General features: G+C 44.2%; 20 protein-coding genes. 16 read left to right on the plus strand and 4 right to left on the minus strand.

All coding sequences use genetic code 11. The features are described 5' to 3' along the window. Positions 1–28: 28 nt before the first annotated feature. The gene (gene hcp / locus NST45_RS08205) at positions 29–1321 is read left to right on the plus strand and encodes a hydroxylamine reductase (protein ID WP_036688774.1); all 1293 of its coding nucleotides are present in this window, start codon (positions 29–31) and stop codon (positions 1319–1321) included. A gap of 137 nt (positions 1322–1458) precedes the next feature. Here hcp and NST45_RS08210 read toward each other — a convergent pair whose 3' ends face one another. Continuing rightward, positions 1459–2217, minus strand: coding sequence for an SDR family NAD(P)-dependent oxidoreductase (locus tag NST45_RS08210; protein ID WP_076100281.1), 759 nt, complete (start codon positions 2215–2217; stop codon positions 1459–1461). A gap of 135 nt (positions 2218–2352) precedes the next feature. Here NST45_RS08210 and NST45_RS08215 point away from each other — a divergent pair, with 135 nt between their 5' ends. From NST45_RS08215 to NST45_RS08255, 9 genes are all read left to right on the plus strand, one after another. Further along, a complete protein-coding gene (locus NST45_RS08215; RefSeq protein WP_038572105.1) occupies positions 2353–2724 on the plus strand; it encodes a MerR family transcriptional regulator in 372 nt (123 codons plus the stop codon). 289 nt (positions 2725–3013) lie between these two features. Further along, positions 3014–4945 carry an AraC family transcriptional regulator gene (locus tag NST45_RS08220; RefSeq protein WP_076141040.1) on the plus strand — a complete coding sequence of 644 codons (1932 nt, stop codon included), beginning with the start codon at positions 3014–3016 and terminating at the stop codon, positions 4943–4945. A gap of 426 nt (positions 4946–5371) precedes the next feature. Then, a complete protein-coding gene (locus tag NST45_RS08225) occupies positions 5372–5944 on the plus strand; it encodes a hypothetical protein (RefSeq protein ID WP_036688772.1) in 573 nt (190 codons plus the stop codon). Between the two features lie 68 nt (positions 5945–6012). Further along, positions 6013–6630: a hypothetical protein gene (locus NST45_RS08230; protein WP_076141039.1), complete on the plus strand. Its 618-nt coding sequence runs from the start codon at positions 6013–6015 to the stop codon at positions 6628–6630. A 181-nt stretch (positions 6631–6811) separates the two neighbouring features. Next, positions 6812–7561 (plus strand): hypothetical protein, encoded by a 750-nt coding sequence (locus NST45_RS08235; RefSeq protein WP_076141038.1) that lies wholly within the window; start codon positions 6812–6814, stop codon positions 7559–7561. A gap of 86 nt (positions 7562–7647) precedes the next feature. Next, positions 7648–7935, plus strand: a complete 288-nt coding sequence (locus NST45_RS08240; RefSeq protein ID WP_256721436.1) for a hypothetical protein — start codon at positions 7648–7650, stop codon at positions 7933–7935. Between the two features lie 63 nt (positions 7936–7998). After that, the gene (locus tag NST45_RS08245; protein ID WP_038572095.1) at positions 7999–8550 is read left to right on the plus strand and encodes a DUF4303 domain-containing protein; all 552 of its coding nucleotides are present in this window, start codon (positions 7999–8001) and stop codon (positions 8548–8550) included. A gap of 126 nt (positions 8551–8676) precedes the next feature. After that, positions 8677–10071 (plus strand): hypothetical protein, encoded by a 1395-nt coding sequence (locus NST45_RS08250; protein ID WP_076141037.1) that lies wholly within the window; start codon positions 8677–8679, stop codon positions 10069–10071. Positions 10072–10105: 34 nt separating this feature from the next. Then, positions 10106–11314, plus strand: coding sequence for a hypothetical protein (locus NST45_RS08255; RefSeq protein WP_038572092.1), 1209 nt, complete (start codon positions 10106–10108; stop codon positions 11312–11314). A 102-nt stretch (positions 11315–11416) separates the two neighbouring features. Here the strand turns inward: NST45_RS08255 and NST45_RS08260 are convergent, their stop codons facing one another. Then, a complete protein-coding gene (locus tag NST45_RS08260) occupies positions 11417–11890 on the minus strand; it encodes a hypothetical protein (RefSeq protein ID WP_038572090.1) in 474 nt (157 codons plus the stop codon). Between the two features lie 269 nt (positions 11891–12159). Between NST45_RS08260 and NST45_RS08265 the strand changes: the two genes are divergently transcribed. The 3 genes from NST45_RS08265 to NST45_RS08275 all read left to right on the plus strand — a co-directional run bounded on the left by NST45_RS08265 (position 12160) and on the right by NST45_RS08275 (position 15003). Next, positions 12160–13428, plus strand: a complete 1269-nt coding sequence (locus NST45_RS08265) for a hypothetical protein (RefSeq protein WP_038572089.1) — start codon at positions 12160–12162, stop codon at positions 13426–13428. Positions 13429–13722: 294 nt separating this feature from the next. Then, positions 13723–14274, plus strand: coding sequence for a hypothetical protein (locus NST45_RS08270; RefSeq protein ID WP_060623267.1), 552 nt, complete (start codon positions 13723–13725; stop codon positions 14272–14274). Positions 14275–14304: 30 nt separating this feature from the next. After that, a complete protein-coding gene (locus NST45_RS08275) occupies positions 14305–15003 on the plus strand; it encodes a polysaccharide deacetylase family protein (RefSeq protein WP_170914173.1) in 699 nt (232 codons plus the stop codon). A 5-nt stretch (positions 15004–15008) separates the two neighbouring features. On the opposite strand, the gene NST45_RS08280 is transcribed toward NST45_RS08275, so the two are convergent. Beyond that, positions 15009–15851, minus strand: coding sequence for an AraC family transcriptional regulator (locus NST45_RS08280; RefSeq protein WP_036688751.1), 843 nt, complete (start codon positions 15849–15851; stop codon positions 15009–15011). 235 nt (positions 15852–16086) lie between these two features. Between NST45_RS08280 and NST45_RS08285 the strand changes: the two genes are divergently transcribed. The 3 genes from NST45_RS08285 (at position 16087) to NST45_RS08295 (ending at position 22473) form a co-directional block, all read left to right on the plus strand. Continuing rightward, positions 16087–16995: a chitosanase gene (locus NST45_RS08285; RefSeq protein ID WP_244886353.1), complete on the plus strand. Its 909-nt coding sequence runs from the start codon at positions 16087–16089 to the stop codon at positions 16993–16995. A gap of 88 nt (positions 16996–17083) precedes the next feature. After that, positions 17084–19672: a metallophosphoesterase gene (locus tag NST45_RS08290; RefSeq protein ID WP_076104946.1), complete on the plus strand. Its 2589-nt coding sequence runs from the start codon at positions 17084–17086 to the stop codon at positions 19670–19672. 1160 nt (positions 19673–20832) lie between these two features. Further along, positions 20833–22473, plus strand: a complete 1641-nt coding sequence (locus NST45_RS08295) for an alkaline phosphatase (protein ID WP_036688747.1) — start codon at positions 20833–20835, stop codon at positions 22471–22473. A gap of 131 nt (positions 22474–22604) precedes the next feature. Here NST45_RS08295 and NST45_RS08300 read toward each other — a convergent pair whose 3' ends face one another. Then, complete coding sequence (locus NST45_RS08300) at positions 22605–23651, minus strand: DUF418 domain-containing protein (protein ID WP_076141036.1); 1047 nt, start codon at positions 23649–23651, stop codon at positions 22605–22607. Positions 23652–23801 lie beyond the last annotated feature (150 nt).

Consider the following 23801-nt stretch of genomic DNA (forward strand, 5'->3'; position numbering starts at 1 on the left):
TGATTATCTAGATATGGAGGATAACGATATGTTTTGTTACCAATGTGAACAGACACCGAATGGCGGATGCACCGTTGTAGGGGTATGTGGCAAAAATGAAACCATTGCGAGTTTACAAGATACGATGATTTTTGCATTAAAAGGAATTGCAGCTTATGCGACACATGCCCGGCAGCTAGGATATAGCGACCCCGAGGTGGATCGTATCACCCACGAAGCTTTGTATATGACGTTGACCAATTCCAACTTTAATACGCAGGAACATTTGGAGATGGCGATGAAGGTCGGAGATGCGGCGGTGCGCATCATGGATGTACTGGATCGTGCGCATACGGACCGCTTTGGCATTCCGCAACCAATCACAGTCAGTCAGAACAAAATTGAAGGTCAATGTATTGTTGTGACTGGACATAATTTATATGCGTTGGAGGAATTACTGCGGCAGACAGAGGGGAAAGGCATCAACATTTATACTCACTCAGAAATGCTGCCTGCGCATGGATATCCTGCACTCAAAAAGTATAAGCATCTTAAAGGCAACATCGGCAAAGCGTGGTATGATCAGCGTAGATTGTTTGAGCAGTTTCCCGGTGCAATTCTTGCTACCACAAACTGTGTAATGCCGATTAAAGGCACTTATGCAGACCGCTTTTTCTCATATGAAGTAGCGGGGCTGGAAGGTGTAGAGAAAATAACGGGCGACGACTTCTCCCCACTAATTAATCGAGCGTTGTCCCTACCTGCGGCTGATGTAGAGTCAGATCTGGTACTCACGACCGGATATCATCATGAAACTGTAATCGGGTTAGCACCAGAGATCATTCAAGCAGTCAAAGACGGGCATATCCGCCGGTTTTTCGTCATTGCAGGCTGTGATGCGCCAGGTACGGGCGGGAATTACTACCGTGAGTTGGCGACTTCCTTACCGAACGATACCGTCATTTTAACTACTTCTTGCGGAAAGTTCCGCTTTAATGACGTAGATTATGGCACCGTTGGAGACACCGGTATTCCGCGTTACATTGACCTTGGGCAATGTAATAATTCCGGTTCTACAGTGAAGATTGCCATGGCTCTGGCTGAGGCATTTGAGTGTACGGTGAACGAGCTGCCTGTCAGCATCGTGCTGTCTTGGTTTGAGCAAAAAGCAGTGGCTATTCTGCTAGGCTTGTTCAGTCTCGGCATTCAGGACATCCGCATCGGACCAAAGCCACCCGAGTTCATCTCGCCAGGTGTACTGGATGTGTTGGTAGAGCTTTTTGGGTTGAAGCTAATTACTACTGCTGAGGAAGATATGAACGCGATGTTGGCGTTGTCGTAGAGTAAAAATCAAAGGTTGCCGCCCATAAGGGATTGGCAGCCTTTTTTTGATAGGGGATTTAGGAGTTACATCATTGTCGAAGCACGGCGATCCGTAAAGGATGATCATGCTTCTTAACTTGCCATTACGAGATGAACTTATCGCGTGCTCGCCACATAATTATAGAGGGTATCTCTCAACTCGAACTCGTACGTCAAACCATTAACAATCCCCACAACATGATCGTTGTCATACAGATCAAGCATGAATACAGCCATTTCCTTCGCGGTATGATATTTCGGCACAGTCCCATGATATTCGAATTCGGGGACATCGAAAGAAAGCTTCGCGAATTCTGTTTCTGTTGCGGCAGGTGCCAGCACTTTAGCCTGCATAAGTGCACCTTGACTCTTCAACTCATGAGAGAGTCCTTCAGTAAAGGCACTCACATAGAACTTAGTCGCACAGTACGTAATGGCATTTCCCACAATCGTATAGCCGCCACCGGATGAAACGTTGATTAATTGTGTTCCTTCAACATTGGAGTAATCACGAACGAATAGAGAGGAAAGGATCGTCAACGATTCAATGTTCAGATGCAGCATTGCAGAAATTTTATCTAAATCTTGCTTGGCCACTGAAGCGAAATTTCCAAATCCCGCATTGTTGATCCAAGTTTCGATTTCGAACCCTTGTAGATCCTCATAAAGCTTATAAGCATTACTAGAAACGGATAAGTCAGTCACTCGAATAACGACAACTACATCGGGGTAGTTATGATTGATTTCAGATTTTAGCTCCTCCAGTTGCTCCCTTCTGCGGGCTGTAACAATTAAGTTTTTACCGCGAGCCGCAAAGGCTAGAGCGGTTTCATAACCTATACCTGAACTGGCGCCTGTAACTACAGTATATTTCATGTGAATTCCTCCGTTTTTACAAGAATATTTAGTGTTTCAACAACGATGTAATCATAAAGCTTAGAGTTTACTCTAAGTCAAATGTTTTTTATAATTATGGGGACTCTTAAAATCAACATAGATTCGGGGGCTTGTATGTATACGATCAGCGATGTAGCCAAATTACTAGGGATTACCGCATATACACTGAGATATTATGAAAAGGAAAAGATTATTGCTCCGATACGGAATGCGAATGGAGAAAGAATATATGATGACTCCAATCTTGCTTGGCTGCGATTTGTGATGAGGTTGAAACAAACCCAAATGCCGATCTCACAAATTAGAGAATATGCGCAGTTATATTTAGAAGGAGAGCATACGGCCCAAGCCCGCTTGAACCTTCTTGAGAATCATAGTAACTCTATACAGAGCCAAATCAGAAACTTAACAGCCACAGAGAAGATGTTGAAAGACAAAATTGCAGCCTACAAAAATTCCCTTACGAAAGAGACAGGCATTCACTAAGCAGGCAACATAAAAGTATGCTAATGATTAAGATAATTGAGAGTTCAAAGAAAGGGCCCTCACGATTCATTGATAGACGCTAGTTCCGCACGTATGTTTGCGGAACTAGCGTCTTTTGCTTTTGGGCTAGACTCCGGAAAAATAGCCGTATGCCTAGCTATTCGCATCCTCGTCTCATTCGGCAATACCTTATTGACAGCGCTAGATGTATTCGTTATTGTGTTTAGAAACATGATTCAATTGAGAATGATTATCTCTTGAGAATTTAAAGGGAGTTTGCGAATCAGCTATGGACGTTCTGAAACTTATACAAATATGGAACCAGGTGATTATGAGTGTGCTGGACGTAAGGCTAAAGCAGGCCGGAACCGAGAACGATTTGAATCAATACCGTTTGCCAGCAAGCGCATTTATATTCGCTTTCCAAGGACAAGGCGAGTTGTGGGTTGATGATGAGGTGTGGCTGTGCGATCGTTTTCATGTACTGCACGCCGGCAAAGGCTCTTTGGTGACGGTTCGGAGCCGAGAAGCGCTGAATGTATATATCGTACTCTACAAAGCGTCTCTCCCCGCTTCGGCCTCGCGCGAATTTCATATGATGATGGAGGAATCCGACCCGTTTCTGGAAAGCTGGGGGTTCCCGCCTGGCGAACCGCTGGCCATGCTCGAGCTGCTTCAAACGATACGCGACGGTTGGCTTAATTCTGACGACGGATTGACCCGGCTGTCGGCCAAGGGAGACTTTATCCGCTTCGTTCACGCTGTCCTGAGGGAGCGTCTGTTCGGAGCCGGTGAGCCATCTTTATCGGAGCAAGTTATTCGGCATTTGTCCAGGAATTACCGCCAGCCGATCTCGTTTGAGGAGCTTGCTCGGCAATTGAATTACAGCCAACAATACATTTCGCGAAAATTTAAAGAACAGACGGGGCTCAGTCCGCTGGACTACGTCATTCGTTTCCGAATGGAAGATGCGAAGGCTCTGCTGGCCGGCACGATAGCAACGCAACAGGAAATAGCATCACATGTCGGTTATCCGGACCTCATTTATTTCAGCCGCATGTTCAAAAAGTATGCCGGCATGACGCCAGGCCAATATCGTAAACGATACGGCCAGTTCGTTTCAGATTATGCAAGGAATATGTCACAATCGTCCGTTGTTCTAAGCCGGTCATTAAGCTATCCTTTTTATGTGAGTGATATTGATTATCAATTTCAACAGGATGGGGCGAATAAAATGACTAGAGCAACCAGAAGTTTTTATGCAGTGATGCTGTTATGTTTGACCGTGATGTTAACAGCTTGTGGTGGGGCGGTGAACAACGGAGGCGCAACGAACAGCCAGGTTGCCGTCAGCGCTTCTCCAACCATGGTCACCCAAGAGTCAGAGGTTTTGACATCTTCGGAGATCAAGGTAGTTAAGACTGCTTTCGGCGATGTCGAGGTTCCTGCACATCCTCAGCGCGTAGCGGCAATTTCTTATCTCGGCACCGTACTTGCGCTGGAAGTCCAGCCGATCGCAGCCGAATCGTTCTTGATGTCGAGTCCTTATCTTGAGGGAATGCTGGACGTCGTGACGGATGTTGGTGACTCATTAGAGAAGCTGCTGGAGCTCAATCCGGATTTAATCATAACGCATAATCCACAGCCTGAGGTAGTCGATAAATATCAGATGATCGCACCTACGGTATCTGTTCCTTACAATCAGTTTGCATCCATTCAGGAGGAAATGATGTATTTCGGCGACTTGCTGGATAAACGCGAGGAAGCGGAGAAATGGAACGAACAATTCGAGAAGGACATTGCAGACATTCGGGAGAAAGTCCAACAAGCCGTTCCCGAAGGAGAGACGCTTTCAATTATGCAAGAGTACGATGGAAACGTGAGCCTTTTTGGTCCGAAGTCGGGACGAGGCGGCCGGCTAATGTATGAAATAATGGGGCTGAAACCGCCGACGACGGTTCCAGAATTTATGCTGAAAGAATCCTACTATGAATTTTCGCTGGAGAAACTTTCGGAGTACATGGGTGATTATTTGATTCTGACGACAGAAGCCAGCTTGGAATCGCTGCAGGCTGATCCGATCTGGGGGACGCTCGAGCCGATTCGCAACAATCGGGTATTTTTATGGACGGAGAACCAATCCTGGTACCGCGACCCAATCGCCGTGAAAAGACAAATCAACGAATTGACCGACTGGATCATGGAGGCAGCGAGTCGGTAACTGCCCAAAGTATGGATTGATCGAACAACGGTAAGTTAAAATCAGAACTTGCCGTTACAGCCAGCGCGCTGATCCGTACCATTAGGGACGACAGGGAATTTTTGAGCGGAAAGTTGGAGAGTGCTGTAATAAGGATGTGGAATAGTTCGACAGAGGGTGTCCCAAACGTCATAAATTGACGTAGGGATACCCTCCTTTTTTAATGAGTGAGCGAAGCGAGAAGGAGGGAAGGAGCTAGAGATTGTGCTGAACGGGCAAGGTTATATCTCTTCCTTTGCGAAGGTTATTTCCAAAATTCAGGTGAAAAGTAGGTAGACTCAGGACAAGCGATCACTATAATGGAAATATGAGACATTCATAGAACCGATCAATAGGATATAAATAGAATCTGGCTGAGTAAAAAAAGCGATTAGAGGAGGCCATCTCGTGGGAAGATCATTCGCAAATTTGCATATCAAGTCGAACAACCTTGAGAAGACTGTCGAAGCATTAAGAGAGCTAAGCGAAGGGCATGCCAAAGTATTAGGCAAGTCCAATCATGAGGCTCCAGAGAGCAAAGTTGTCATGTACGTAAGCAAAAGCAACGAGAACTGGATCAGCGTGCTCCACGATTACTTTGTATGGGGTACGGTGAAGGAGGCCGGCAAAACGTTGTCCCAGCTTATCGGGGAGCCAGTGATGACCGCCGGATATATGAATGAGGAAATATTCGAGTTGTCGTTGTTCGAGAATGGAGACATTCAAGCCGAAAAGATCTTTTGTGAACAGTGGACGAGGGATGAATATGAACAACTCCGGGAAGAGCGTCTCAATGATGACTACCTGCGAAAAGCGTTGGATATCCGTAATGAGGATTTTGACGGCTTCATTGACATAACGAGTCCGGGACAAGCCGTAGATAAGCTGTCAGAACTCGTAAGTATGTCTTTATGGAGTGATTGGGAGTGGATCCCGTACGAAGAAACTCTCAGAAAACGATTTGTGAAATATGAATTTTGAAAATACACGAGCAAATGGCTAAGGACAGCTGAGATGACATTTTAGTACATGGCGGTGAGCGAAAAGAAATGGATAGATTAAAGAACAGCGGATTTTATAAGCTTAGATTCTTCATAAGGCCGGAAGAGTTTGAAAGCGTTTTGAAGCTTTTTGAACATAAGCAAGCGCAATTTCATCTAACCAATTATGCCCAGACAGAGCATGATCTGAATCAGGTGTATGAGGCGTATAAGACCTTTTATGATTATTTTAGGGCAGAAGAAAAAAGGAATGAGGGTTTCCCTTTCTTTGTTTATTCTATTTCTGTTGCGTCTGATAATGAAAGCTCTGGATTTTTCGCGAGAAATGAAGGTGTCTATTTTCCATATTACGGACAATGGGCAGAGGATGAACTGCCGTGTATCTTGCTATCATTTCCTAAAGGCTTTCAAATAGATTTGGAAGATGAAAAAGGGAAGTATTATATCTATGAGGATATTCGGGACCATAAGCCATTAACATATACGTTTTTCGATGAAATAACGGGTACTATTAAAAAAATGACAAGGCCGCTTCGCTTCTCGGCGCATGATGCAGATGCTATGAAGGAGCAAAAGCCTTCTGTGCGTATAAGCCATGGTGCGATGCAAGATTTGAGCAAATCGTGGATTTTCAATAAATATGGGCTTGTGATGGGTGGAAAATAGTTCAGGGCAAATGACACCGAAGCACTGGCCAAGCTGGAGAATTCAAAAATTGGGGATTGATATGTTGCACTCTCTAAAATTTCAGTATTATCTTGGATAAAAAAGCTCCTCAACCTGCAATATTTTAAAGAATTCTCTTATTTGGAAGAGTTGCATGTTGGGGGCAGCAGGAGGAGTATTTATGTACATCGTATCTCGGCCAAAACCGCTGTCTGATGACCAAAACCAAGCACTTGCGAAGGAAGATGCCGCTGTTTATCCACCGGGCTACCTCCGGTTTTTGCGGCGATTCGGCGAAGGAACTTACAGAGGGTGGTTGAATGTTCAGCTTCCGGATGCGGAGGTGCTCAAACCTTTTGCAGAGTACGGATTATGGGAGCATGACGAAAACAGCCCCATTACTGAGCAACAGATCGGGGAGTGTATCGTTATAGGTACAACGGTTGACGGTGATTTTCTGGCAGTGTATCCACAGACAGCTGGGCTGCTCTGGCTACCTCGGCATGCGGAGCACGTGAAGGCGATTTTCCTGCAGGTACCGGAGCAGGAAGACGAGGGGATGTACGCTTTGGTGCTGGACGAAATATATCGTCAGGTGTATGGAATCATTCAAGGGGAGAGCGTCTATTATGAACCGTGGACGGGCACTCGCAGCCATCGCTTTTTGCGTTTGCCACAAGGGCAGGACCAGCTTACGCTACCCGAACTGGCTGGATTGTGCCAACATGAATTTCCGCCGGATTTGTTTTATGAGAATGCCTATGCTTGTTTCCTGTTCTACCGGCAGCTGGGAGGCTATGTACGATTGAATTATGCCTACCAGCAAGAGGTGGCCGTCTTCTATGAACAGGATACGGGGCAGGCGTTTGCCGATATGGAGCAGTGGCTCTTGTCGAAAGGCTGCGAAGCGATTTCAGAAAATAACAGCTGATCTGGGTGCTCCTTACGTATGGGAGAGGGAGGTAGGCATGAAACTAGTTTTTACTTTGGATACACATGGAACGTGTGTGGGTCAATTTGTCAGAGTCAGTTGCTAAATATAATAAGCATGCAGATAAGGAAACCCAAAATCAACTACTGGACCTAGTGAAAAAATGGATGCTCGAAAACAATTGGCTAAATGGAAAGTTAAATCAAGCACGGAAACTACTTTCGCAAGACATGGAGCTTTATGAAGTCAGCCAGAAATTGCAGATGCCATTAGAAGAGATTGAGTATATCCTTCTCCGTATGAATGACTATGAGCCAACTGATATTCATCCTGATAACCTTGTAGTAGAAAAAGCGCCGCCATATCATTTGTAGAAGGCTGGAGCTAATAGAAGACATCCTGCCTGAGCGGATCCACTAACGGAAAGGAGGAAGCCGATGCAAGAAATAGAGACGCTGGCGATAGAGATCGCCGATGCTGCTAGAACGTCTTTTCGCACTCTTTTTGAAAATGGCGAACGTTACTATTACTGTACTCTATACACTACTGGCGAGGGACATGCGCCAAGTATCTCCGCCTGGTCGTGGGAAGCTTTGGAGATGGAAGCAGCCAGGCAAGGAGTGGAAAGTGACACACCGGCATCGACGATTGCGGAACTTATCAAATGGTCTTATGCGGATTCGCCCTATTGTTGTTTCGGCGATGAGAACTTCGATAACGTTAAACAACGATTTACCGAGCGTCCTTTCATTGCGGATCTTGAGAATGACGAAGGGAATCGTGAGTTTGATTTGAGGCTGAAGGCCATGGAGCTGGCGATGAAAATGCTCGATGATGAAGGTGTGTTTGCCTTGAATCAACTGCGAGAGTCAGTATGCGTCCTTGTCGAAGTCATGCCGCCGGATGAGATCAATACTGAGATCGCCCTCCGTTTGAATCGGGCAGAATCTTCGGCTATGCAAGTATGGTTGGCGGAAGCGGCGGAGTAGAAGCATCCGCTTTCGGGAACCGTCTACTATATTCGGATTTAATAAAATGGTCGAGATTAAGCAGGGCGTAAGCCTTGGGGCATGTGAGGAAATAATGGAAATTTCAAAATGAAGGGAAAATAATGTATGAGCAATCTTTTCCGATTCATTCCTATTAGCCAGCTAGCAGATAAATTTCCCGAAGGATCTTGGTGGGCGAAGTTTTACCAAGATTTTAGTGACGAGCAACTTGCCGCTTACTATGAAGGGGATTTGACGCTGCCTTCTCTTAATCTAGATTGGGAGCAACCTTTCCCGCAACAAAAAGAGGTAATCATCATTTTTATAGAAGGAAATTTTACTGTAGACAATCTTTATAATAAAGAAACTGATGGCGCCATAGGGCTTTTGGTGACCGGTAATTTGAGTGCAAAAAATATAGCTGTAGGAGGTCAGGAAATTTATGTTTCGGGCAACCTGATGATTGAGGAAATATTATGCGGCTCCTACAATCATGGGGAAACGATTGTTAAAGGTGATCTCAGCGCTGCGGTTTTAGTTCAGGATGACGAGTACAGTTTCAAAGTGGTCGGACATAAATCGATCGCCTGCTTAGTAAATGTGTGGGAGGGGGACGGCGTATTTCAGGAGCTTCCGGTGGACATTCATGAGGTGTTGATTGATGAAGTTTTTTTGGATATGGATGAGGATGAGGAGGACTTTTCCTTTGCCACACTGGTGAACGTAATTAAAGAAGGCCGTTCTGCTCTAAAAAAAATAAATGAATCCCCCGCTAGCAAGAACGCAGTTCATTTATATTTCACCCATAACACGATCAATGAAGAAAATATATTGAAGTTGACGCAGTGTATTTTAATGCCAAGTGACAAGCCTTCTTTTAATTTTCGCGAGCAAGACGTTTTTTTCAAAGTTCAACTGGAGCATATTGATGCTGACGGGGATGAGCGGGATCTTAGCGTTTATATGAATGATAACCGGCATCACTATTATATTTGGCTGGAGCAAGATCATTCTGTCGGTTTGTTGAAGAGAACCATAGAAGAAGGGTCTGAGTGGGAGGACATTACAGAAGAGACTCAGGAACAACTAGCAGAGATTAGCGATTGCTGGACGATGTTGCTGACCTGCGTTAATATGGCTGAGCTTTATTTACCAAACATTGAGGTACAGTATGTGCAAGACATTTTGCAACACACTGTAATTCAGGAATTAAATTCGGAAGTGGAGGAGAATGGCGGGTTCTGGGACGGCTCCAAATGTTACAGCTTCCGTCAAACGCATACGGACGAGGACGGAGACCTCCTACATGGTCGGATTGAAATCAGGACTCCAGATGAAACGTATTATTTTTATACACTGGACAATGGAACTTATGTTTCCCGGCATTATCAGCCGCCCGATCAATATGGCAAGCAGGACATGCCCTATTTGGATCTTAGGCGCTGGGAAGCATCAGAGCGGTATTTTACAAGATTTAAACAATTTATTACTGAGAAGATAGAGTCAGGTGTGAATAGTTAGATCTTGATATGCTTTAGAGGAAAGGATGATAGAAATGCCAAATGATAGCCAAGCTGGTCCTTCAGCTGGTTCTGTTAGAGAAGTTGGTAGTTATCCTATCAACCTGACAGGTCCACGTAGTCATACTCTTGTCCTTAAGCCCGGTGTGGGCAGTCTATCAATGGGTCCGTCGCAATTGGGGAAAAAGGTTGACCTTCATGTCGCGTCTGATGCGCCTATCGATTGGACCGTATTCGATGTCTTTGCCACACCGGCCGGCTCTCCCTGGCCGAGATTTCTGCATTATACAGGCAGTGATTTAGGCTTCTTTGACTGGGCACAGAAACGTCCCATTGAAGAGATGACATGGACTCCGATCCTGTCTGCAGACACGGTGGCGGACGCCAGTCAGTCCAATTTGCATGGCTTGCATGTCAAGTTGGAACCATCCGGGAGGTCCCTTAGCCTAATACTTCCGAAGCAGCCTTTCCGCCTGAGTGTGTCTGGCGATCTATCACGCTTCTCGGCCACAGGTGATATGCCATCTTCTCTTACACTAGCACCGCGCACCGGCCGACGTAAGAATGATTCCCCTTTTTTGCTGCCCGATATGGGGGAGCTGCACCAGGTAACGAGCTTGACGCTACATAACGCACCGCTGGGACAGCCCATCTCGCTAGAGTGTCTAAACCGGTACCCAAACCTTAAATCACTGAGTTTGTGGGGAAACTTCTGCGATTTGAATCTATTGGCTCATCATACCGAGTTAACGAATCTGGAGCTGCGCTTCATGCCTGATCTGGAGGATTTGCCGACCTTGAACGCGTGGCCGTTGCTTGACAGATTTATCGCCTACAATGTGGAAGAGAGCGCTGGCAAGCATCTAAAAAAGCAAATGAAAACTCGCGCTGAAACCCGTCCTTGGACCGACCATGCTTCAGTGAGCCAATTACGAAAGCCAGAGTGGTGGACGACCGAGTTTGGCCGCCCATTCTCCTCCTGGACTAAACGTCTAGCCAAGCTGGCTAATGAAGCTTACAACGTTGCACAGGTAACCTTGTCCGAGGCCCATAGCTTTGCTGAAGCAGAGGCCGCCATTACCGCTTTCACCGTGCGCTTCAACAATCTTAAGGGCATCGAAACCACCGAACGAGAAGATCTTGGTGAAGCGGTATGGCAACTTAGCCAGTCTGACCACCTGATTGGCCAGCCTATCACAGAGGAGATGGCTCAACGCTGGTTCGATGCAGCGCGCGATTACTAAATGAATTGAAAGTCACACCCCTAGAATAGAAATCGGATTGACCCAGGGGTTTATCCAATGTCTATTCTAAGGGGTGCACTTTACTATACTGGCGGGGTTTTTTTATACGATCATCCCCATTTCTCGGAGTCTATCTTTAATTTTCTTTAAACGAGCTTCTTTTTCGCTGTCTTCAGTTAATACCTCTACAGATGTTTCGTTATACTTCTTAATGATCCTCTTTAAAGTTAATTCTTTCATTTCCTTTTTACTGTGGATGGTAACAGGAGGGACAGTTGTATAGTTTTCTATGGTCTTGGGATCTGCAGAAATTCGTTCTAGTAAACTAAGTAGAAGCACCAGTCTTTGCTGGCCCAACCTCGGAACTTGGTATAGTTTTTTCCATGTGGAATTTAATAGATGATCAAGGTCTGTATATCCCTTTGAGTATAAAGCGTTTATGAGGCCTGTTAAATTTGGACCCCGTTCTTCTTCATGAGCCACAGCAACAATACAAGCAATATTCTTAGAATAAAGATGCGCCGGAAGTGGAAAAAAATGTATTAATGCCGCATTTCCGTCGATGATGTCAATCATGATGATATACCTCCATTAAAATATGTGTTCACTATACATGTTTAGTATTCTGGCAAGGTTGTAAGTCAGTAGGGTGAATTTCCCTGACTTGGTACAATAGATTGATACACTCTGCATTATTAAACCCCAAGCTACTGATCATTTTCTGAACACCAGCAAAACCCATTACATAAGCTCTTAGAATATGTAGCAGATATGATTCGTTGCGCTTCATAATCATTGCTAAGTAATGATATGATATAGGCATCAATTTTGTGGGGTGCACTGATATGGATTTCCGAATCAAAGAACTAGTTAATGCTACACAGCAAACCTATGGATTGGACAACTACTACTTACATACAAATGAAATTTATCGCGAAGTTACGATGCTGGGAGAAACCGACTATTTGCTTAGTATGGAATGGTTTCCTTCTCACATTAAGGAATGGAAGGAGGATTATAATCCGGAAGGAACTGCAGTCATTACGCTTGACTTACTATCCCGCAACTATAAAAGTGTTATTTTTGTTGGAGGGAAATCTTATGCAAATCGAACACCATTCCAAAACATTGAAATAAACGGCGTTATTCAGTGGATGGAAGCTGAAGTAGGGCTTGAATATGGTAAACAATTCTACCTATTGAAGGAAGAAAGAGGAGAATATCATTTTGCCGAATGTATAGACGGTATCCCCATCTCCCCCGGCGGGCGAATGGAATTACGCTTCGATGCGGAAGGTAGGATTATTTTTTATAGTGTATATGGCCAGTTTCCTTCTAGCTCCCTTGTGCACAAAGAGCATTATTCTCTCACGCTTCAAGCGGTAGAGCCACTGGCGAAAAAACAACTACAGCTTATCGAATATCCAGTGTACGAGATGAAGCATCTCCTGCCGATCTATGGGATAGAAGAAATCTACATTACAAATGATGGAACAACCACAATTCCATTTGAGATGATATCAGGTACGAGAGCACGACTGAATATTGATCAAGTAATACATTGGGAGCAAGTGGACACGGAACAGTTCGCAAGGACGGAGATCCGTCTGCAAGAAGTAGTTACAATCGAACAGGCAGTAGCACGTGAGCCGCATCCAGATTCATTTTCAATCACAGACGTAGAACAAGCCCAATGTATAGCCGCAGTCGAAGCTGGTTTAAGCCAGCTCTATCCGGATGAATCCGGACAATGGATTCTGAAGACTTTACATCGGGAAAGAGGACATATTCAAGCGACATTGAGGAGGAATGCGCCAAGTAATCGTATTTTTCAGCGTAAGATCCTCCTGTTTATCGATACGAAAAATTATAAGGTTATAGATTATATGGATAACAAGTTAATGCTCGATACGTTTGATGAGTTCCAGAGCGAAGGGGAAATTGCTGTGAGCCATGACGAAGCTTATGACAAGCTCAGGGGATGGTTCGAATTAACACCCGTCTATGTGTATAATCCTGGGCAGAAGAAGTATGTGCTGTGCGGGAAGCTGGATTGTGATTTTGCAGTGAAGGCTACTAGCGGAGATGTGGTGGAGTTGGGTAGTTTGGATTGATAGTGAAACCAGATTGATTTAGTCAAAAAGATAACTTCCGAAACTCATGTCCAAGAGACATGGGTTTTTCTTTATGTAGTTGGATGCCAAAAATTTAGACTTAATGAAAATAATTGTATAAAAATTTGATTTACTCGCAGAGAAATTCTAGTGTATAGCGTCAAATATAAGTAGACGTTAGAAAAAAAGAAAGTTCCGTTAGGTACAAGTATGAAATGAGAGACAATAACCGTTTTAAGGATGGTGAATGAGTTGGGTTTCAAAATACGTAAAAACACGGTGCAGTCCGTCTGGATGATGTGGGAAAAAGCTTTTGCGTTGCTTTCACATTTTCGCGGATCGCATAAGTCACGCTTTGGAATATGTACCGTGATGCTAAAAAAGCATCGGGGACAGCCTATTGTATGCCAAGACGCCACGGTCATCAATCAGGGAGAGTGGGTGGGAGAACTCCACCTCGACAATGAAAGAATCCTGAAGTTGATCCGGTCCGAAGGATCGGATCGTGCCGCATTGCAAACGGCTCGCATGCTGCGCAAATCAATGCAGCAAATCAACGAAGCCTTCGAATCGCAGTCCGAGTTCAGGCAGGTCAAGGCTTTATTGGGGATTACACTGCTCCATCGGGGATTAACACACGGTCTTGGCTTTGAACAACAAAATATAAAGTCCGGCGTTTTCGAACGCATCACCACCATCTATCTTCGATTGCTGCTGTCTGCCATGCATCCTGAAGGGAGACAAAGAATCAATCGGCGAACAGAGCAACTGGTCCCGATGTTACTGATCCATTCACGCGCCTCACTGAAAAATCGATTCTCACCCGGACAGAACTACTCTGGATAGGTCTAAAGCTTGTTATATGGAGGTGTAATCATGCTTACATATCTGATAGGAGGAATACTATGTGCCGCCACTCTTTACATGTTTATTCCGAGTTTGATTACGCGAGTGAGCGGCTTTGGTGTCTTTCGCAAAGGAACGGTGAAAAAACAGGTGGCATTCACTTTTGATGATGGGCCACATCCGAAATATACGCCGGAATTGCTGGATTTATTGAAGTTACATCAAGTGAAGGCTACTTTTTTCGTGCTTGGATCGCGAGCGGAGCAGTATCCAGATCTGATCAGAAGAATGGATCGGGAAGGCCATCAGATTGGCATCCATAATTATTGCCATACATCTAACTGGCTGATGCTGCCCAGTACTGTTAGGCGAGAACATCTGGACCGCTCCGCTGATATTATAGAGTCTATTGTCGGAATCAGACCCAATCATTACCGTCCACCCTGGGGATTAATCAATCTATTTGATTTCTTTCGGCACAAGCAGTATCGAATTGTTTTATGGTCCCTGAAGGCGGGCGACTGGAACATCCGGGCCTGTCAAACCCGGATGCAGGCCATTCTATTAGGTGGAATCACCGATGGCTCCGTTGTTTTACTTCACGACAGCGGTGAGACTGCGGGCGCGGACCGGCATGCTCCTTATTTTATGCTGCAAGCTCTAGAAGAAGTGCTAAACCAACTGCAGGCAAGAAACCTGCAATTTGTTCGGCTTGACGAAATGTCTTGACGTTGCTATTTAGACTTAAATTGTTTGCGGAAGCAGAGCGGCGAGATGCCCATTATTAATTTGAAGGTTCGTCCAAAATGGGAGGTGTTATCAAACCCAACCATTCCCGCAATTTCAGTAACATTAAACGAAGAGCCAACCAGCAAATCACGCGCTTTTTTGATGCGGATATTATTGATATATTCAATGAAGCTGAACCCGGTGGATTCTTTAAAAGTTCGGCAAAGGTAGGAGGAGCTTATGTCGAATTGCCGTGAAATCTCACAGAGCTTAAGTGGTTCCATATAATGTTGATTTACATAATTAACGATGTCCAGGACTTTCTTATGTGTACGATTGGATTCCACAAATGAAGCTGTGCGGCTGTCAAATAGTTTACGATTAAGATAGAGGAGCAGCTCCACCAATAATATTTGTTGGTACTGTTCGTATCCGCGGGCTTGCTTCTTTCCCTCCTGGATCATCTTCTGAAAAAGCTGTTCGATGAAATATTGATCCATCCCGGTCATCTTCAAAGCGCGGTAATCACTTTTGAACAATTCGAGCAGTTCCTCACATTGACTGCCGGTGCAGAAATGCTGCAGGAATTCTTTTTTAAACAGGAGTGTTACCCGCTCATACATATTGCAGCCTGAATTGACCAGTTTGTGCATTTCGTGAATATCCATAAATAGCAGTGTTCCGCCCGCAACCTGATAGGTTCTGTCCCCTATAAAATAATAAAAATCCCCGGATATTAAATACAGAATCTCATATGCATCATGATAGTGTCTTGCAGGCATGCTGGTGTATACCTGTTTCTTGCGGCTGATGTCAAAAAGAGTAGACTCATAAAATACCGGCTTCATTCAGCACCTCCTAAGAGGATTGTAGACTTAATCTATGGTTTGTAGCAACATATGTATAAAAATTAATAAATACAAGAAAATACGTGCTGTTTGGACAAACTTTTTGAGATAAGCTTGAACTGAATTACCAAGTGTTGGTAAAAGGAGGGCTGTCATGCTCAGATGGGTTGGGGATAAGGTTCACTGCCGCTAAAAGTTAAAGCGCTTAAACTATTCAATTAAAGGAGAGATTGCGGTGCTAAATTCAACGAAGAGTAAGGTTTCCAAGAAGATGAAATTTTCATTGATGATTCTGCTCAGTTTTTCAATGATTTTTTCTTATGGCTGTCTGTCCAAAACATCTCAACAGAAAAGTTATGCGGCAGGGAACCCTGATTCTAACTTCTCACCGGCAACACTTCAATTCTTGCGTGACAACACAGGACTGGATGGTGAGCAGTGGAACAATATTATGATGCTTGTCAACAAACCGGAGCAGGACGATCTGAACTGGATCGATTTTTACGGATATTGTGAAGATATTGATGATGACCGCGGGTATACGATTGGAATATTTGGTGCAACTACAGGCGGCTCAAATGATACCGGTCCTGACGGTCCGGATCTGTTCAAGGCATATGACGCTGCTAAAGGCGCGAGTAATCCTTCGGTTAAAGGTGCATTGGCCCGGATCGGTGTTAAGGGTTCGATGAAAGGGAAGATCCTCGAGATCAATGAAAGCGAAGAGAGCTTCTGTAGAAAAATCGGCAATTTGCAAGATGATCCCGAGTGGAGAGAGGCTATGTGGAAAACGTTCTACAATATCTATATTAAATACAGTGTGGAGCAGGCCCGCAAACGCGGCTTTAACTCGGCATTAACTATTGGTTCCTTCGTGGATGCAGCGCTGAACCATGGAGCTACCGGCGGCTCCGAGACCCTTCAAGGGCTTTTGGGTAAATCCGGAAGCAGCACGGATGAGAAGACTTTCATGACCAAATTTTATAAAGAACGGACCAAGATTGTGGATACTAATGAGTACAACTCTCCGCCTAACGGCAAGAACCGTGTGAAGCAGTGGAGCAATTTGCTGAACATGGGAGAGACAGACCTGAAAGGTGCAGATTCGGCAATTCTTCAAGTCACCGACTGGGAACTCCAATAACAGGAATGTAAGGGCAGTAGAACCACCGTTCTTCTCGGTGACTGCGGTTCGATGATAAGTGAGATTAAGGAAGAGGGAGATGGGCTGAATGGATAACAACCAATCTTATCTCAAAAATAGATTTTACAAGGTAATCAGTCTAATGGTTATAGGTTTGCTGCTTGCCATGGAGTTGACCGGGTTTGTCTCAGCAGGAAGAGAGGGAAATGAGGAAGATCTTGCAAGCGAAGCAACTGCAGTTCAGGAAACGATTGCCCAGTGGATTTTTAAAGACAAAGGCGAGAACGGTGTATTTCCGGCTACAGGCGGGGTATATCAGACGGCTTCATCCATTCGTGATGTAGGAACTAATACGAATGCGTACACCTATGAGTCAGGTGAGAACAGCGTACGCAACCAGGGGTGGCATGAAGGAACGGGCCTGAAATACTGGCTTGCCACGCTTTCTACCAAAGGTTTCGAAGGTATCTTCCTCTCTTCACAGCAAACTTCTTCAAGTACAGGACCCAGGGATTTTAAGGTGCAATACAGTATAGATCAACAGGAATGGACAGATGTTACGGGCGGCAACCTTGTTTTAGCCCAGAACAATTTTAATTGTTCCAATAATTCCTGCAAATTAACTAACCTCGCTTTGCCTGCGGGAACAAACAATCAAGATGTACTCTATATCCGCTGGGTGGTAAACTCTGCGAAAAGTGTAAGCGGGGGAACGGTGTCCAGCTCAGGCTCAAGCAGAATCAAAGATGTGATAATTAAAGGAACACGCAGCAGCGGCGAACCTGGGGACACTCCCACACTTGAGGTAAGCAAAACTCCCGCTTCAGGGGCTGCAGATGTTTCCCTTAACGCAGAGATCACAGTGAAGTTTAACAAAGCGATCAGTCTCGACAGTGGTTATCAAGTTGTAATCACGGAAAACAATCTCCCTCTTAATAACATTTCTGCTTCGCTCCTCGGTCAAGACACAGTCAGAGTCAGCCACCCTAATTTTACTGCCGGCAAAACTTACAACGTGACCGTCCCTAAAGAGCTTGTTAAGGGGACTGCGGATGGCCGGACACCTGAGAACGATATTACCTGGAGCTTTAAGACAAAGTCTCCGGATACCGGCATCAAAACACCAACGCTGCTGAACATGACTTTTAACGGGGACCCAAAGACAAGTATCGCCTTTGACTGGTATACAGCCGAAACCGTCAGAGGTACAGTAGTGCAAGTAGTGGAGGCCTCCAATGCGGGAGGAAGCGAGTTTCCGGAACAACTGGCAGCTTCTTATGAGGGCAGCTCAACAGTTATTGAAACCTTAATGACATCAGGAGACAGAAGTTCTCAAAAGTATAAAAAGTTCGCCAGCCACAAGGTTATTGCAAGCGGTCTTAAGCCTGGAACCCAATATATCTACCGGGCCGGTAACGGTGATGCGGACGGCTGGAGCGAGGCGGGTTCTTTTACCACGGACAAGGCGGATAATCAGGATTTCCATTTCCTCTATGTAACCGACACCCAAGGCTCAAGTAAATCGAATTTTGATCTGTGGCAGGATACTTTTAAGAGAGCTATTGAGAAAACGGTAGATCCCAAGTTTGTTCTTCTTACAGGGGATCTAACGGATGACGGTGATCTGGAGCAGCTGTGGCAGTGGTTCTTGGGTGTGCCGAAAAAGGAATTTGCCAATGTGCCATTTGCACCGATTATCGGCAACCATGAGATAGAAGATTATCCGAATAACAACTTCTATAACCATTTTAATCTTCCAAAAGATGTCGGGACGGGTGCTCATGACGGTTCGGTATATGCTTTCGAATACGGCGATGCCCTGTTTATGCAGATCAATTCCCAGTACGAAGGGGAGGTCAAGCCATACAAAGCGGATATTCAGTTCACCAAACAATTGGAATGGATGCGGAATCAGGTGGCAAAGACCGATAAAAAGTGGAAATTCGTCTCGATGCATAAGGGAGCGTATTCTTCAGGGGATAATGCTTCGGCAGAAAGCGACCGGGTAGAATTTTACCGGAAATATCTGATTCCTGTATTGGATGAGCTGGGTGTGGACATGGTTTTTGAAGGTCATGACCATATGTATATGAGGTCTTTTCAAATGCTGAACAACGTTCCGATTAAGAATGTCATTACCGATGAGCAAGGAAATGTGCTGAATCCCAAAGGGACCGTATATCTAATGGGCAACTCGGCAGCTTCGAAATTCTATGCTATTAATCCAGATGCAGACACTTTTTTTGCAGCAAAAAACGATCAGCCCAACAAGAAAATGTTCGTGGATGTTTCCATTACAAGCGACGTGCTGAAATTCACATCCTACACAGCAGTTAAAGATAAACCCCTTGCCGTCTATGATGCTTACAGTATTAAACGGACTGATGTCAAACCCGGCATTGTCCAAAATCCAAGCGCAGTAAGACAGTCAGGGAACCGTGCAGTTCTTTCTTGGAAAGCGCCAGCAAATAGTTCTGAGCCGGTGCGAGGTTACCGGATTTACGAGAAAAATGATAAAGTCAGCACAAACTGGAGCGTGTATGTACCGACGGTAAGCGGTCAGACGAGTTACAGCTATACATTAAACGGCATAGATTCTGCTAAAGCCTACAATTTCGTTATTAAAGCAGTGGGGACAAGAAATAACTCGCTTCCAGCAGAGGCAGGAATACAATGAAAGGATAGAGGAAGCGTTGACGGAGCTTAGGCATCCGTTAACGCCTTTTTTTAGTTGTTGAAGCTGTCCATTCCTCCTACGGTAACTCCTCAGAAAGATAGCCTCACTTTTTACCAGATCATGATTCATTGCGCATTGGCGTGACTTTTGTTCCTTTTAACGGCATAACCTCTGCATTGGTACCTTCAAAATATAACGGCAGTCCTTCTGCCAGGATAGTCAAGAGGGTTTGGGTTGGGTCCTACGAAACCTAGAATGGGGATGATAAATTTAAGTGCCATCCATTCATAGACACCAGGTAAGCCGTGAATCAAAAATACGCAGATCCATGACAGTAAAGCTGCAGCCAAAATTGTACTACCTAAATACCCGAATGCTTGAATTATTCTTTTCATATTCGCACCTAACGTATAAGAAAGTGTCTAATAGTTAGAAGAATATAACTGTAAAAATCACTTCAATTGCTAACATATCCGAGGCTCGATACGGTTATTTGGATAATACCACCATAGGGAAATCTGAAAAACAAACATTTGTACAACTGTATTTGTCTTGTACCGTTCTTTGAAGTTAGTAATAAACTATATCAATCTCAGAAAAGGAGTTGATTTAGTTGGCTAACAGTGATATACGTCTTACTCTTTGGTCGGGTACTAATTTTACCAATCGTCGGATTCGATTCAGACGTGGAGGAGTTGCGGTTCGTGATCTTGGAGCGTTTCGGTTTAACAACGTTCTCTCGAGTTTCCGTCTCAGAAATGTTGTGGAAAGCTCTCAAGTAACGCTTGTGCTTTTTTCGCGAATTAACTTTCAGGGATCGTTCCGTGTGTTCCGTGGCAGCCAAAACGTAGCGAACTTGAATAATTTTAACTTTAACAATGTCACATCTTCGTTGATATTGGTAGGACGTATCCTTACAAGCTCCGAAATTTCCCAAATTCAAAGTACCGGTAGAGCGCCTCGAGATGTCCTCGTAATAAGACAATAATAATGCAAAGGGGGCCCCTAGGGCGCCCCTTTTTTACAAATATCAGTAGCACAGGTCAAGACAAAATATGCATAGAATTTAATATAAAATAAGAGAATAGGTGCTGCTCCCGCAAACAATCCTCCTTTAAACTAGTAACGTACTTAACAAAATCTGCTAGAGGAGGATTCAAATGCGCAAAAAGGTTATCGGGAGAATTTGCAGTACAGTTATGATTTGCAGTCTGCTTGCAGCAGGCAACGGAACGACCTACGCCGATGGCGCCAATAACTCTGATGCTCCTACCAACAAATCGGTCAAAAACGTAATCCTGTTTATTACGGATGGGATGAGCTTATCCGATGTGAACTTGGCCAGATGGTATCAGGGAGGGCAGGCGCTTGCGATGGATAAGTATTTCAGCGGGCTGGTGAGAACATATTCTACGGATTCACTGACCACAGATTCCGCTGCGGGAGCTACGGCTTATGCTACAGGCCATAAGGTTAAGAGTGAGACGGTATCCATACTTCCAGACCGAATAACGATGCCTTTCATAAGCGCAGTTAAGCCAGAGGACGTGAACAAACCTCTGCCTACCCTTATGGATGCAGCGAGAATGGCAGGGAAAAGTACAGGAACGGTATTCACTTGTGAATTAACGGATGCGACGCCGGCTACATTTTTAAGTCATGCATACACGCGTGACAATGCGCAGTCTATTGCAGAACAGATGGTCTATAGTGGTGTAGATGTTCTACTTGGGGGTGGTTCCGGGTATTTGGTACCCGGCAAAGAAGACATTAACCGCAAGGACGGAGAAGATTTAACCAAAGTTCTGAAATCAAATGGGTATGAATACGTAACGGATAAAGCAGGGTTAATGAATTCTAAAACGAATAAAATCTGGGGTCTCTTCAACCCCGAAGCACTGGATGCTGATTTTGACCTGAACCCGCAAAAGCAACCGAGCCTTGCTGAAATGACCAAAGTAGCGATAGAGAAGTTGTCGCAGAACGAGAACGGTTTTATTCTGATGGTCGAAGCAAGCCAGATTGACTGGTATGGTCATGATAACGATCCAGTGGGTATTATGAGTGAGACCTTAGCGTTTGATAAAGCCTTTAAAGCCGCTGTTGACTTTGCAGAAAAAGATGGCAATACAGCAGTCTTATCGGTTTCGGATCATGCTACCGGCGGGCTCAATATGACGAACTATGATTCTACCAAAGACCTAATCTCCGTGCTGAAGAAAGCGAAGCATACCAGTTATTACATTGAAGGCAGTATTAATGAGAGCAATTTCAAAAAGGTCCTTGCAGATCATTATGGACTTAGTGATCTAACCAAAGAAGAAGCAGATCAAGTCAGATTGGGAATGCAGGATAACCTTTCGCCGGTCATCGGTAAAATTTTGGGGGATAAAATAGGTGTAACCTTCTCTACGGATGATCACACATCGGAAGAAGTTGGCTTATTCGCGTACCATCCGGCTAATTTTAAACCGACTGATTTCGTGAACAGCGGTGTAATCCAGAATACGGATGTGAATAAGTATATTCAAGAAGTGACCGGACTCAATCTGGCGCAGCTTCAGGATACACTGTACGTATCCAGTGATAAATTCAAGGCCAAAGGAGCTACGATTACCCTAGATAAGACTGATAAGAATAATCCGGTGGTTGTAGTGAAAAAAGCAGGCCAAGTTCTCAAGCTGCCTATAGATAAAAATATCGCCATACAGGATGGCAAAACAACGAAACTAAATGTGCTGACGGTAATGATTAAAGATAAAGTGTGGATTTCGCAGGATGCTTTGGACTTGATTCTCTGATTCTTAATGTTCATGTTGTGATCTGTCGGATAAAAGTTAAAGCGCTTAAACTTGAGAACCCCTTTTTATAAGGGGTTTTTGGGTTGGAAAAATAAATTCCGACTTGCATTAAGAGGAGGAAAGTGAAGTTTTTATCGTTTTGTTGCAGGCTTTTTTCCATAGGTCATCAAGCGCCAAACCTTTTCTAAGGGTCCCATGGAAAAGAACTTGAACCAGATGGTACTAAAAATGATTTGAATAAAATAAATCAGAACTGCGATGTAGAGAATATCTTTCGGTGAAACGACTTCGAGACCTATCATTGAAATGATTGCCGTCCCTATAATGCTTTGTGCTACATAATTTGTAAACGCCATTTGACCCACCCGTGATATGGGTTTCAGGAATTTCACCATTTGTTTATTTTCTAATAGTAGAAATAATGTTGTTAAGTAGAACAAAGTGGTTGGGAGAGATCCTAAGCCCGTAACTGAATCTACATTGCTGCTCCCACTTTGAGAAGCGTTCCAAATCCATAGTGAAAAACCAATGAACAACAGAAATGATACCATTTGAATTCCTCTAATTGGTTTAGACAATTCTTGTATGTGTGTCAGCCAACCTGACTTTGCGGTTAAAAAACCAGCTAAAAACATAATAAAGATTTGTATAGCATCATTAGAAAAAATATCAAGGATAGATGATATAACCCCTAGAGTGGGTAGAAATATTTTTGCCACCAAGGAAATGATGTAAATGGATGTCATACCTATCAGCCATTTTTTAAGTGTAGAAACCGTTGAGTGATAAAAAGGGATCAGAAACAATCCGATAATGGCGTATGCGGGCAGAATGGTTCCCCAAAAGATAAATACATGAATGATTCCCAGCAGCAAAAGGATTAGTAAACGTCTAGCCATACGCCATCTGGGTTTATCTCCCCGGCTTTCGGCTCTTGAGGCGAAAATGTATAGACCTACACCAAATAGAAAGGAAAAAATAGAAAAGAACTTTTTTTGTACGAAGATGATTATCAAGCTATGGATGATTCCATTAATGCCACTATAGTCTGGTAAGGGATCTCCTTCCATAATAACTTTAAAGGCTCCAACATTTATAAGCAGAATGCCGAAAAGAGCAAGTCCGCGAATGATGTCGAGTGAAATGATTCTTTCTTTTTGCGAAATGGAGGGATTCATTAATAGTGCTCCTTTGAAAATATTTTTATTTGCTTAGGAGTTAGTATAAGTTGCGAACCTTACATTAAATTGATGCCAACATTACAGGATCCTTAAATTTGATGAAATGTTCCAACTCCAGTTGAATTAGAATCAGTTTTATGGTTAATA

It is taken from the genome of Paenibacillus sp. FSL R7-0163 (assembly GCF_037969975.1).
Taxonomy (GTDB): domain Bacteria; phylum Bacillota; class Bacilli; order Paenibacillales; family Paenibacillaceae; genus Paenibacillus_AQ; species Paenibacillus_AQ odorifer.